At 71.7% G+C, this 12,002-nt stretch carries 12 protein-coding genes and 1 pseudogene; 8 read left to right on the top strand and 5 right to left on the bottom strand.

Annotated elements, in window-relative coordinates:
• Nucleotides 1-48 precede the first annotated feature (48 nt).
• Nucleotides 49-753, bottom strand: a complete 705-nt coding sequence (gene npdG, locus ACF07B_RS03750) for an NADPH-dependent F420 reductase (protein ID WP_369484167.1) — start codon at nucleotides 751-753, stop codon at nucleotides 49-51.
• A gap of 68 nt (nucleotides 754-821) precedes the next feature.
• The gene (locus tag ACF07B_RS03745; RefSeq protein WP_392177623.1) at nucleotides 822-2,009 is read right to left on the bottom strand and encodes an exo-alpha-sialidase; all 1,188 of its coding nucleotides are present in this window, start codon (nucleotides 2,007-2,009) and stop codon (nucleotides 822-824) included.
• 116 nt (nucleotides 2,010-2,125) lie between these two features.
• Between ACF07B_RS03745 and ACF07B_RS03740 the strand changes: the two genes are divergently transcribed.
• Nucleotides 2,126-2,728, top strand: a complete 603-nt coding sequence (locus ACF07B_RS03740) for a hypothetical protein (protein WP_362399011.1) — start codon at nucleotides 2,126-2,128, stop codon at nucleotides 2,726-2,728.
• A 235-nt stretch (nucleotides 2,729-2,963) separates the two neighbouring features.
• On the opposite strand, the gene ACF07B_RS03735 is transcribed toward ACF07B_RS03740, so the two are convergent.
• Nucleotides 2,964-3,200: a hypothetical protein gene (locus ACF07B_RS03735; protein ID WP_362399014.1), complete on the bottom strand. Its 237-nt coding sequence runs from the start codon at nucleotides 3,198-3,200 to the stop codon at nucleotides 2,964-2,966.
• Nucleotides 3,201-3,258: 58 nt separating this feature from the next.
• On the opposite strand from ACF07B_RS03735, the gene map reads away from it, so the two are divergent.
• Together map and ACF07B_RS03725 are read left to right on the top strand one after the other, a co-directional pair.
• Nucleotides 3,259-4,116 (top strand): type I methionyl aminopeptidase, encoded by an 858-nt coding sequence (gene map, locus ACF07B_RS03730; RefSeq protein ID WP_369484170.1) that lies wholly within the window; start codon nucleotides 3,259-3,261, stop codon nucleotides 4,114-4,116.
• 224 nt (nucleotides 4,117-4,340) lie between these two features.
• Nucleotides 4,341-5,018 (top strand): heme oxygenase (biliverdin-producing), encoded by a 678-nt coding sequence (locus ACF07B_RS03725; protein WP_392177955.1) that lies wholly within the window; start codon nucleotides 4,341-4,343, stop codon nucleotides 5,016-5,018.
• Nucleotides 5,019-5,084: 66 nt separating this feature from the next.
• Here the strand turns inward: ACF07B_RS03725 and ACF07B_RS03720 are convergent, their stop codons facing one another.
• Nucleotides 5,085-5,729, bottom strand: coding sequence for a PhzF family phenazine biosynthesis protein (locus ACF07B_RS03720; RefSeq protein ID WP_361678155.1), 645 nt, complete (start codon nucleotides 5,727-5,729; stop codon nucleotides 5,085-5,087).
• Between the two features lie 165 nt (nucleotides 5,730-5,894).
• Complete coding sequence (locus ACF07B_RS03715; protein WP_392177622.1) at nucleotides 5,895-6,611, bottom strand: HtaA domain-containing protein; 717 nt, start codon at nucleotides 6,609-6,611, stop codon at nucleotides 5,895-5,897.
• Nucleotides 6,612-6,624: 13 nt separating this feature from the next.
• On the opposite strand from ACF07B_RS03715, the pseudogene ACF07B_RS03710 reads away from it, so the two are divergent.
• The 5 genes and pseudogenes from ACF07B_RS03710 (at nucleotide 6,625) to ACF07B_RS03690 (ending at nucleotide 11,997) form a co-directional block, all read left to right on the top strand.
• Nucleotides 6,625-7,492, top strand: a pseudogene (locus ACF07B_RS03710) (heme ABC transporter ATP-binding protein).
• Nucleotides 7,493-7,670: 178 nt separating this feature from the next.
• Complete coding sequence (efeO, locus tag ACF07B_RS03705; RefSeq protein WP_392177621.1) at nucleotides 7,671-8,807, top strand: iron uptake system protein EfeO; 1,137 nt, start codon at nucleotides 7,671-7,673, stop codon at nucleotides 8,805-8,807.
• A gap of 10 nt (nucleotides 8,808-8,817) precedes the next feature.
• The gene (gene efeB / locus ACF07B_RS03700) at nucleotides 8,818-10,140 is read left to right on the top strand and encodes an iron uptake transporter deferrochelatase/peroxidase subunit (RefSeq protein ID WP_392177620.1); all 1,323 of its coding nucleotides are present in this window, start codon (nucleotides 8,818-8,820) and stop codon (nucleotides 10,138-10,140) included.
• Nucleotides 10,141-10,142: 2 nt separating this feature from the next.
• Nucleotides 10,143-11,018, top strand: a complete 876-nt coding sequence (gene efeU, locus ACF07B_RS03695) for an iron uptake transporter permease EfeU (protein ID WP_392177619.1) — start codon at nucleotides 10,143-10,145, stop codon at nucleotides 11,016-11,018.
• A complete protein-coding gene (locus ACF07B_RS03690) occupies nucleotides 10,975-11,997 on the top strand; it encodes a hypothetical protein (RefSeq protein WP_384233338.1) in 1,023 nt (340 codons plus the stop codon). The genes efeU and ACF07B_RS03690 overlap by 44 nt, the downstream gene beginning before the upstream one ends.
• The last annotated feature ends 5 nt before the right edge of the window (nucleotides 11,998-12,002 follow it).

Raw genomic sequence — 12,002 nt, 5'->3', positions numbered from 1 at the left:
CGGAGGGTGGCGCACCCCCCGGGCCCGGCCGCCGGCCGGGACGAGACCCTAGACGTCCGTGACCCGCAGGCCCGCGTGTGCCTTGTAGCGCCGGTTCACCGAGATCAGGTTGGCGACCAGGGCCTCCACCTGATGGGCGTTGCGCAGCCGGCCGGAGAAGACGCCCCGCATACCGGGGATGCGGCCCGCGAGGGCCTGGACGATCTCGACATCGGCGCGCACCTCGCCGAGGACCATCACGTCGGTGTCGATCTCCTCGATCTCCGGGTCCGAGAGCAGCACGGCGGAGAGGTGGTGGAAGGCCGCGGTGACCCGGGAGCCGGGCAGCAGGGCGGCGGCCTGTTCGGCGGCGCTGCCCTCCTCCGGCTTCAGCGCGTAGGCGCCCTGCTTGTCGAAGCCGAGCGGGTTGACGCAGTCGACGACCAGCTTCCCGGTCAGTTCCTCGCGCAGCGATTCGAGGGTCTTGCCGTGGCCCTCCCACGGCACGGCGACGATGACGATGTCGCTGCGCCGCGCGGTCTCCGCGTTGTCGGCTCCCTCCACCCCGTTGCCGAGCTCCTCGGCCGCGGCCCGCGCGCGGTCGGCGGCGCGCGAGCCGATGATCACCTTCTGTCCCGCCTTGGCGAGACGGTGGGCGAGGCCCTTGCCCTGCGGACCGGTGCCGCCGAGCACGCCGACAACGAGCCCGGACACGTCGGGCAGGTCCCAGGGGTCCTTGGCGGGGGCCTTCTGTGCACTGTCAGTAGAGGTCATGGGCCGACTTTACGTGCGCGGGCCGTGCCAGGACGTCCGGGTCGGCCGAGCGCCCGGGGTGAGGACGGTCACCCGAGCGCGGTCACCGGGACGCGCCGGAAGGTGATCGTCTCGTACGCGCCGAAGTCCCCCGTCTCGTAGAGGAGTCCGACCGTCGTGGTGTCGACGCGGACCAGATCGGAGTACGCGGCGGGCAGCCCGTCCACCGTGAGAGCGGACCGCCAGGTGGTGCCGCCGTCGGCCGAGACCCGGACCGTCATCAGGGCGCGGAAGTCCGGGTCCGCGGGCCCGGAGTACAGGAGCAGGTCCGGGTCGCGGAGCTGGAGCAGGCTGCCCTGGACGACCGGAGTGACCAGGCCGGCCTGTGGGCGGAAGGGCTTGACGAGGGTTCTGCCGCCGTCGAGGGAGTGGGCGTCGGCGCGGTTGCCGGGGGACGGGGAGTCGTTGCGGGTGTTGAAGTAGACGCGGCCGTCGGGGAGTTCGGCGGCGGTGGTCTCGTTGACGTTGACGTATCCGTTGGTGTTCTCGTCGAGGTAGCCGAGGTACCAGGTCGCCCCGCGGTCGTCGCTGAGCAGACAGTGCCCGCTGTTGTACTTCGCCTCCGTGCCGTTGTCCGTGCCGGTGGGCGGCAGGGTGTGGTTGCCGGGGACCACCACCCGGCCGGAGCCGAGCTGGAGCGCGTGCCCCGGAGTCGTGGCGTACCAGCGCCAGCCCGTCCTCCTCACCTGTGCGGTGATCTCCCGGGGGGCCGACCAGACGCGTCCGTCGTCGTCGCTGTGCTGCACCCATACGCGCCGCCCGTCGGCCGCCTTCACCTTGCCGCGCAGCAGGGCGTCCTCGGTGGCGGTGGCGGCGCTGCGGACATGGACGAGCAGGACGCGGCCGGTGTCGAGGGTGACGGGTGCCGGGTTGCCGGCGAGGTCGGTCCCGTTGTTCGCGACGACCTGGAGCGGGCCCCAGGTCCGGCCGCCGTCCGCGGACCGCTTGAGCACGATGTCGATGTGTCCGTGGTCCTTCGCGGAGCCGACCCGGCCCTCGCAGAAGGCCAGCAGGGTGCCGGTCCGGGTGGCGACGACGGCGGGGATCCGGAAGCTGGCGTAGCCCTCGCGCCCGGCGCGGAAGGGGACGCTCACCCCGGGGCCGGGGCCGGTGCCGGTGCCTGTCGCGGTGCCCGTGCGGGGGCTCGTCGCCCGGTCCGTGCCGGGGCTCGTCGCCCGGTCCGTGCCGGGGCCGGTCTCTGCGCTCGACTGTGTCATGGCCGGGCTCCCTGCCGAGGTCGCTCGTGGGGTCGGTGATGCCGCCTTCTGCCCAACTTGGGCGAATTCGTGGTGAACTCCGGGTCACGAGTGGCCCGTTGCGGCAGGATGCGGTCATGGATGCCGTACGGGTCGCGTTGCTGCGCGAAGTGCTTGCCGGGACCGAATGGCTGGGTGCGACACGGCGTTTCGGGGGAACCCTGCGGGGGGCCGTGGTGTCGCACGGAGGCGGTCTGCTGCTGGTCGGTTCCGAGGCGTACGAACCCTGGCACCTCGCGGCCCACCTCGTGGACGAGGCGGCCTGGTCGGGGACGCCGGAGCTGTCGCCGACGCTGGTGCGGCACGGGGCGCGGCAGTCGGATCCGGCGCACCTCGCGGTGGGCCTCGGACGGATCGAGGCGGCCCGGCGCGGCGAGACGCTGCTCGTGGTGGCGCCGGACGTTCCCGGGGACGCGCTGCTGGAGCGGGTGCACGGCGCCCGGCGGGCCGGGGCGACGGTGCTGGCCCTGTCCCACGGGGAGGGCGAGCTGCCGGCGCTGGCCCACGAGTCGCTCACGGTGCCGCCGGATCCCGAGCTCGACCTCGACACCGTGCAGCATCTGGTCAGCGCGGCGGCCGGGGAGAACGCGCTGCCCTCACCCCGGGGCCGCCACCGCTTCCGCGACCGGCTGTCCCGACTCGCGGACCAGTTGACGGCCCCACCGTCGTACCGGTGGTAGCGGGGTCATCCCCCTCCCCTTTCCCGGCGCGGCTGACGGGCCGGGAAGGGACCGGCAGGGCCCCCGGCGTCCGCTGGAGACGTCGCGCCGGCACGGGGTCGTCGGCCCCGTGAACCGGTTGCCCCGTGTCCTTGGGCCGTCGGCCGTCCCGGAACGCTCTCCAGGGCCGTCCAGGGCGCGGCACCCGGGGCGTGGTGCCCGGAACGCGGTGCCGTGGCCGGCCGGGGCGCCCGCGTCAGCCGTCCTCGGCGTCCGGCGCCTTGCCCGACGCGTCGTGCCACTTCGGGTCCGTCTCCCATTCGAGGTTCCGCTCCCGCGCGAGCTCCATCGCGTGTTCGGCCTCCCCACGGGTGGCGTACGGGCCGAAGCGGTCCTTGGCGGGGCACTCGGGGCCCTCCTCGACCTTCTTGTGCTCCAGGCAGTAGTACCACTCGCCGGGCTTGCCGACCGTCCGCTTCTTGAACAGGGCCATCACCAGCTCCTTTCGCCAGGGACATGTTCCCCCATGCCCGCTGGTTAGACTCGCTGCCATGTCTGGCCAGTCGCTGCTCGTACCAGGGGAGCTTTCTCCCACCCGCCCCGTGCCGGGAAACATCAGGCGCCCCGAGTACGTGGGAAAGCCCGCCCCCACGCCGTACACCGGACCGGAGGTGCAGACGCCCGAGACGATCGAGGCGATGCGTGTCGCCGGGCGGATCGCCGCGCGGGCGATGGCCGAGGCCGCCAAGCTCATCGCGCCGGGTGTGACGACGGACGAGCTGGACCGGGTGGCGCACGCGTACATGTGCGACCACGGCGCCTACCCGTCGACCCTCGGCTACCGCGGCTTCCCCAAGTCGCTGTGCACCTCGGTCAACGAGGTCATCTGCCACGGCATCCCCGACTCAACGGTGCTGCGCGACGGTGACATCGTGAACCTCGACGTGACGGCGTACATCGGCGGCGTGCACGGCGACAACAACGCGACCTACCTGGTCGGCGACGTCGACGACGAGTCGAGGCTCCTCGTGGAGCGGACCCGGGAGTCGCTCGACCGCGCGATCAAGGCGGTCAGGCCGGGACGCCAGATCAACATCATCGGGCGCGTCATCGAGTCGTACGCGAAGCGCTTCGGGTACGGGGTCGTCCGTGACTTCACCGGGCACGGGATCAACTCCTCGTTCCACTCCGGGCTGATCGTCCCGCACTACGACAACCCGCACGCGACCACCGTCATGCAGCCCGGGATGACCTTCACCATCGAGCCCATGCTCACGCTCGGCACGCACGACTACGACATGTGGGACGACGGATGGACCGTCGTGACGAAGGACCGCAAGCGCACGGCCCAGTTCGAGCACACCCTCGTCGTCACGGCGAGCGGCGCGGAGATCCTGACCCTGCCGTAGCCGCCGAGCGTTCCCGCGACCACCGAACCCGTCCTGTCCACAGGGCGGGTTCTTCCCTGTTGGCGCGGCCCTCGATCGGGGTACGGTTTTACCGACAGCACGTCGGGAAGAGTATTGACTTAGGTAAGCCTAACCATAGAAGATTCGACTGATCTCGCCACGGGCTCTCGCCCTTCCTCATCGGCTCCGGAGGCCCCATGAACGCGTCGGACACGTCGGACACGATGAGCACGCCGGACACCACGGGCCCGGCGGGCACACCCTTCTCGACGCTCATCCGCACCGCGTCGCACGAACAGCACACCGAGGCGGAGACCTCGACGTTCATGAGCGACCTCCTCGGCGGCCGGCTCGGCGTCGAGGCGTACGCGCGCTACACGGAACAGTTGTGGTTCGTGTACGAGGCACTGGAGGCGGAGACCGGGCGGCTGGCCGCCGATCCGGTGGCCGGGCCGTTCCTGCGGCCCGGGCTGCTGCGCCGCACCGCCCTCGAACGCGACCTCGCCCACCTGCGGGGCCCCGACTGGCGGGACACGCTCAGCGCGCTGCCGGCGACCCGCGCGTACGCGGACCGGGTCACGGAGTGCGCCCGCGCCTGGCCGGGCGGCTATGTCGCCCACCACTACACGCGCTACCTGGGCGACCTCTCCGGCGGCCAGATCATCCGCGGCAGGGCGGAGCAGACCTGGGGCTTCAGCCGCAAGGGCGACGGGGTCCGCTTCTACGTCTTCGAGGACATCTCCAACCCGGCCGCGTTCAAGCGGGAGTACCGCGAACTGCTGGACGGGGTCCGGGCCGACGACCTGGAGAAGCAGCGGATCGTGGCGGAGTGCAAGCGGGCGTTCGCCCTGAACACCGGGGTGTTCAGGGCCCTCGGCGAGGAATTCCCGCTCACCGCCTGACCGCCCGACCGCGTGACCGCCCGAGGGGCGGTGGGAGGCGGGCGTGCCGGGTGAGGCGGTCCGGCCTCAGCGTTCGAGGCGGACCCGGCCGCCCATCTCGACCCAGTCGCCCGGCTGCGGTGCGGTGAGGATCTGCGATCCGACGCCCTGGGTGATGTTGAGGGCCCGGCCGAGCTGCCGGGTCAGCAGCAGCGCCGCCGCTCCGGTGGCCTCGTCCTCCTCGATGCCGTCGTTGCGGCCGGGGAAGGCGCGGGCCCGCACCCGGCCGGCGGCCTCGTCCTCCCAGGCCCAGGCGTAGATCCACTCCCCCGACGGCGGCACGGCCAGCGCCTCGACCTCGGCCGCGGTCCCGTGCCGCCGCAGCGTCCTCGGCGGCGCCCACTCGGCCCGCGCCTCGATCCAGCTGAACTCGCCGTCCAGCCGCACGCCCACCACACCGGCGGGTGTGACCAGTTCGGGCACGTCGAGCAGCCATCCCACCCCGACGCACGGGTGTCCGGCGAACGGCAGCCGCAGCGACGGGGTGTAGATGTCGATGATCCCGCGCTCGGGGTCGTCGACGAACACGGTCTCGCTGAAGCCGAGCTTCGCGGCGAACTCCTGCCGCTCGGCGCGGTCCGGCATCACCGAGCCCTCGCGCACGACCCCGAGTTCATTGCCATACCCGCCGCCTGGTCCGCAGAAGACCCGCAGCACGTCGTAGTCAGTCACTCCGGCATTCAAACATTCATCCGCCCGATCGGTGACCCACAAGACCGGACCGCCCGCCTCCGAAAGCTCCCTGATCATCGGGAACGCTGTCGGAGGCGGGCGGTCCGGACGGGGTTCCCGTCCGGACGGTCCGGACGCGTTCGCGTCCGGACCGGTTCCGACGGATCAGGCGTTCTGCCGCCGTCGCATCGCGACCACCACGCCGGCGCCCGCCGCGACGGTCACCGCGGCCGCGGCTCCCAGCGCTCCGGCCGGCACCTGCGACCCGGTCGACGCCAGGGCACCGCTCACACCGCCCGTCGTGGACCCGGTCGTCCCCGCGCCGCCCGTGGTGCCCGACGACGAACCGGAGCCGTCCGAGCCGGAGCCCGAGTCCGACCCGTCACCGTCCGGCAGTTCGGCGTCGTCGCTCAGCGCCACCGAGAGGCCGACCGGGTCCAGCTCGGCACCCTCGGCGTAGAAGCCCCCGAAGGCCTCCGCGCCGGCCTTGGTGAGCTTGGCGGTCACTCCGTCGAGCGTGATCACGTCGTCCTGCGCCGTCAGTCCCGCGGTGTCCGTGCTCAGGTCCGCGAGGACGACGTCGTCGGAAGTCTCGCCGAGGCTGTCGACGTCGGCGGTCAGCTCGCCGGAGCCGCCGTCGAGCTCCACACCGAGGTCGCTGAGGGTGAGGTCGAGACCGTAACGGCCGTTCGCCTCATGGCCCTTGAAGTTGACCGCGCCCTTGAAGGAGGCCGAGAGCGTGTCGGCGTCGGTGTCATAGGTACCGGTGGCGTCCGCGAAGGTGAAGGCGCCGTTGCCGGCGGCCTGCGTGGCACCGCCGGACGCGGTGATCTTCCCCTGGGCGGCACCGTCCACGACGTACGTACGGAAGGACCGCTTCACGCCCCAGCCGAGCGTGCCGTCCGCTATCTCGCCCCGCGCGGGGGCGCCGGTGCCGGAGGCCGACGCGCTCGGGCTCGCGCTCTCCGAGGCCGAGGCCGAGGCCGACGGGGACGCCGAGGAGGTCCGGCTCGGTGACCGGGAGGTGCTGCGCGGGGTCGACGTCACCGCCCGCGCGGGCGAGGTCCTCGCCCTGGTCGGGCCCAACGGGGCGGGAAAATCGACCCTCCTGGCCGCGCTGGCGGCCGATCTGCGCGCCGGGGAAGGGGTCGTACGTCTGCACGGGCGTCCCGCGCAGGACTGGTCCGCGGCCGAACTCGCCCTGCGCAGGGCCGTACTTCCCCAGTCGGCGACGCTCTCCTTCCCGTTCACCGTGGAGGAGGTCGTCCGCATGGGGCGGGCTCCCTGGGCCCACAGCCCGCGGGACGACGACGCGGCGGTCGGCGCGGCCATGGCCGCCGCCGAGGTCACCGCCTTCGCGGCCCGCTCGTTCGCCGCGCTGAGCGGCGGGGAGCGCGCCCGGGTGGCGCTCGCCAGGGTGCTCGCGCAGCGCGCGCCCCTGCTGCTGCTCGACGAGCCGACCGCCGCACTCGACCTGCGGCACCAGGAGTTGGTGCTGCGGGTGTGCCGGGAACGGGCGCACGCCGGTGACGCGGTGGTCGTGGTGCTGCACGATCTGGTTGCTGGCTGCGGCATACGCGCACCGGGTCGCGATTCTGTGCGCCGGTCGTGTCGCGGCCCACGGCCGGCCGGCGGAGGTCTTCACCGACGGCCTGCTGACCGAGGTCTACCGGCAGCCGGTCGAGGTGTTCCCGCACCCCAGGACCGGCGCCGCGCTCATCACCCCGAAACGCGACGAAGCATTCCACTTGACCATTCCTTGACCCTTCCGTGGGGTCCGTTTTGAGTCACCGTGATCAAGCCGTTCCTGTACGGCATCTGTGAGAGGTGAATCACCGAACGGGCGGGTATCAGTGAGGCAAGCCTCAGATAAGTTAGGCCAGCCTCACCATGCCGAACGGGCCCCGCCGTGCGGCTTGTCCGACTTCTCTTGGAGCCTGTATGCGAGCCGTTCGACTGTCCGTTGTCACCGCTGCCGCCACCGCGGCAGCTCTGGCCGCCGTCACGGGTTGCACCGAGAAGAGCGACGCGAAGAACGGCGACGCGATCCAGGTGACGGCCGCCGACTCCACCTGCACGACCTCCGTCAAGACCGTGCCGGCCGGCCACGTCACCCTGAAGATCGAGAACAAGGGGTCCCAGGCCACCGAGGTCGAGATCGTCTTCCCCGACGACCGGATCGTCTCGGAGAAGGAGAACATCGGCCCCGGCACCAAGTACACGCTGACCGCCGAGGTGAAGGCCGGTTCGTACGAGATCGCCTGCCGCCCGGGGATGAAGGGTCACGGCGTCCGACAGAAGCTGACCGTGACCGGCGGCAAGGTCGCCAAGCGCGACCCGCGCCTGGACAAGGCGGTCGCCTCCTACCGCGAGTGGGCGCAGGCCGAGGCCGACACGACGATCCCGAAGGTGAAGACCTTCACCGACGCGGTCAAGGCCGGCGACCTGGAGGCCGCCAAGAAGGCGTACGCCCCCTCGCGTGTGGGCTGGGAGAGCACCGAGCCGATCGCCGAGTCGTTCGGCGACATCGACCCCAAGACGGACACCCGCGCCGACGGCCTGGAGAAGGGCCAGAAGTGGACCGGCTGGCACGCGCTGGAGAAGGCCCTGTGGGCGGACAAGAAGATCGGCGATGAGCAGAAGGCCCTCGCCGACCAGCTCGTCACCGACCTGACCGACTGGCAGAAGCGCGTCGGCAAGGCCGAGATCACCCCGACCTCCATGGCCAACGGCGCCAAGGAGCTGCTCGACGAGGTCGCCAGCGGCAAGGTCACCGGCGAGGAGGACCGCTACTCGCACACCGACCTCAGCGACTTCAAGGGCAACGTCGACGGCGCGCAGAAGGCGTACGAGCTGCTCAAGCCGGTCGCCTCGGAGAACGACGCGGCGCTGACCGCGGAGCTCGACAAGCAGTTCGCCGCGCTGAACAAGCTGCTCGACAAGTACCGCACGGACAAGACGTCGGACGGCTTCGTCGCGTACGACACGGTCGGCAAGGCCGACCGCAAGGAGCTCTCGGACGCCGTCAACGCGCTCGCCGAGCCCCTGTCCAAGCTCGCCGCCGCCGTCGTGAAGTAGGAGCGACGCCATGACGGACACCCCGAACAGCACGAACAGCACGGACACCCCGGACAGCACGAACGGCGCCGCCGAGCCCGCCCGCGCCGGCTCCGCGCCGAGCCGGCGTTCCCTCATCGGCTGGGGCGGTGCCGGGCTCGCGCTCGGTGCCGCCGCGGCCGGCGGCGGTGTCGCGATGACCCGCGTCGGCAACGACGTCGATCCGGCCGGCGCCGACACCGGTGCCGCCGTCCCCTTCCACGGCCCGCATCAGGCCGGCATCGCGACCGCGGTGCAGGACCGGCTGCACTTCGCCGCGTTCGACGTGAAGACGGACGACCGCGACGAGTTCGTCCAGCTCCTCAAGGACTGGACGCGGGCCGCCGCCCGGATGACCGCCGGACACACGGTCGGCGAGGGCGCCTACGGCGGTCTGGCCGAGGCGCCGCCGGACGACACCGGTGAGGCGCTGGGGCTCAAGCCGTCCCGGCTGACGCTGACCATCGGCTTCGGTCCGTCGCTGTTCGGGAAGTTCGACCTGGCGGACCGGCGGCCGGAGGCGCTCGTCGAACTGCCGGCGTTCTCGGGCGACAACCTGGACAAGGCCCGCAGCGACGGCGACCTGTGCATCCAGGCCTGCGCCGACGACCCGCAGGTGGCGGTGCACGCCATCCGCAACCTCGCCCGCATCGGCTTCGGCAAGGTCGCCATCCGCTGGTCGCAGCTCGGCTTCGGCAAGACGTCGTCCACCACCCCGGACGCGCAGACCCCGCGCAACCTGATGGGCTTCAAGGACGGCACCCGCAACATCGCGGGCACCGAGACCGCGCGGCTGCGGAAGTTCGTGTGGGCCGACGAGAAGGACAACGGCCCGGACTCCACCTGGATGAACGGTGGTTCCTACCTCGTCGCCCGGCGCATCCGGATGAACATCGAGACCTGGGACCGGACCCCGCTCCAGGAGCAGGAGGACATCTTCGGCCGCGACAAGGGCGAGGGCGCCCCCGTCGGCAAGGCCAAGGAGCACGACAAGCCGTTCCTGAAGGCGATGAAGCCCGACGCGCACGTCCGGCTCGCGCATCCCGACTCCAACGACGGCGTCACGATCCTGCGCCGCGGCTACTCCTTCACGGACGGCACGGACGGTCTCGGCCGCCTCGAAGCGGGCCTGTTCTTCCTCGCCTACCAGCGGGACGTGCGGGAGGGCTTCATCCCCCTTCAGCGCAACCTGTCGCGCTCCGACGCGCTCAACGAGTACATCCAGCACGTGAGTTCGGCGGTCTTCGCCGTTCCGCCCGGCGTCCGGGACAAGGACGACTGGTGGGGCCGGGCGCTGTTCTCCAAGGAGGCGTAGCCGTGTTCAGCAACTACCTGATCGGACTTCGCGAGGGCCTGGAGGCCAGCCTCGTCGTCTGCATCCTCATCGCCTACCTGGTGAAGACGGAGCGCAGGGACGCCCTGAAGCCGATCTGGGCCGGCATCGGCGTCGCGATCACCGTGGCGCTCGGTTTCGGCTGCGCCCTGGAGTTCGGCTCCCAGGAGATGACGTTCCAGGCCCAGGAGGCGCTCGGCGGTTCGCTGTCGATCGTCGCCGTGGGCCTGGTGACGTGGATGGTCTTCTGGATGCGGCGCACCGCCCGGCATCTGAAGTCCGAACTGCACGGCAGGCTGGACGCGGCGCTCGCCATGGGAACGGGCGCGCTGGTCGCGACCGCGTTCCTGGCGGTCGGCCGGGAGGGCCTGGAGACGGCCCTGTTCGTGTGGGCGTCGGTGCACGCGGCAAGCGACGGCACACCCCGTCCGCTGATCGGTGTGGCGCTGGGCCTGGCCACCGCGGTCCTGCTCGGCTGGCTGTTCTACCGCGGCGCGCTGAGGATCAACCTGGCCAAGTTCTTCACCTGGACCGGCGGCATGCTGGTCGTCGTCGCCGCGGGCGTGCTCGCCTACGGCGTCCACGACCTCCAGGAAGCCGACTTCGTCCCGGGACTGACGAACCTGGCCTTCGACATCAGCGGCACGATCGACCCGTCGAGCTGGTACGGCACCCTGCTGAAGGGCGTCTTCAACTTCCAGCCCGACCCGACCGTCCTTCAGGTCACGGTGTGGGCGCTGTACTTGGCGCCTACGCTCACGATCTTCTTCGCCCCGGTAGGGTTCGCCTCCGGGAAGAAGAAGGTGAAGGCACCTGATGAGCAGGGATCGCACGGGTCGCAGCCCTCGAAGGCCTCGTAGTCTCCGTCCTTTCGGCCGTCTCGCCCTGGCGGCGACGACGGTGACCGCGCTGTGGGCGGCGGCGAGCGGCTGCGTGGTGGTGCACGGCGAGCGAGAGGTCGTGCCGGCCACGACCCGCGCCGAAGCCGCCCGCGCGCTGGAGGACTTCACCGCCGCCTACAACAAGGCGGACGCGACGTACGACCGTTCCAAGGACGCGGACCGGGTGACCGGCCCGCTCGCGGACATCGACGGCGCCAAGCTGAAGGCCGGACGCATCGGCAGACCGGGCGGGAATCCCACGCACTCGGCGCTGACGTTCGACGACGCCGAGTTCTCGATCCCCGCGAAGGCGGGCTGGCCCCGCTGGTTCGTGGCGAACGCGACCGCCAACAAGGGCGTACCGGGCAGCCGCTGGCTGCTCGTCTTCACCCGGGACGACGCCCGCGAGCTGTGGCAGGCCTCGTATCTGACGGTCCTCGGGGCCGGTGACGTACCGGAGTTCGCGAAGGACGAGAGCGGCTGGGCGCAGGCCGTCGCCGCCGACGACCCGGCGCTCGCGGTCGAGCCGCGCAAGCTCGGCCAGTCGTACGCGGCCTACCTCAGGACCGGCGGCGACACCTTCGCCACCGGCGTCCACACCTCGCAGTGGCGGGCCCAGCGCGAGAAGTTCGCCAGCCGGCCCGGGCTCGCCCGGCAGTACATCGACCAGCCGCTGACCTCGGGCGACTACGCGCCGGTGGGGCTGCGCACGGCGGACGGCGGGGCGCTGGTGTTCTTCGCCACGCACCGCTTCGAGAAGGAGACCGCCGCCGCGGGCACCGAGATCCCGGCCCCCGGCGCGGAGGTGCAGGCCCTGACGAAGGGCGAGATCAACCAGTCCCTGACCCTGGAGTTCGTCTCCAACCAGGTCGTCATCGACCCGCCCAAGGGCTCGGGCCCGGGGCAGGTGTCCGTCCTCGGACGGGTCGAGGGGCTGACGGGCGCCAAGGGCGAGTAGCCCGG

Origin of the sequence: Streptomyces sp. NPDC015532 (assembly GCF_043078065.1) — a bacterium.
GTDB lineage: Bacteria > Actinomycetota > Actinomycetes > Streptomycetales > Streptomycetaceae > Streptomyces.
The sequence above is the reverse complement of the archived record's forward strand: the minus strand, read 5'-3'. Positions and strand labels throughout refer to the sequence as shown.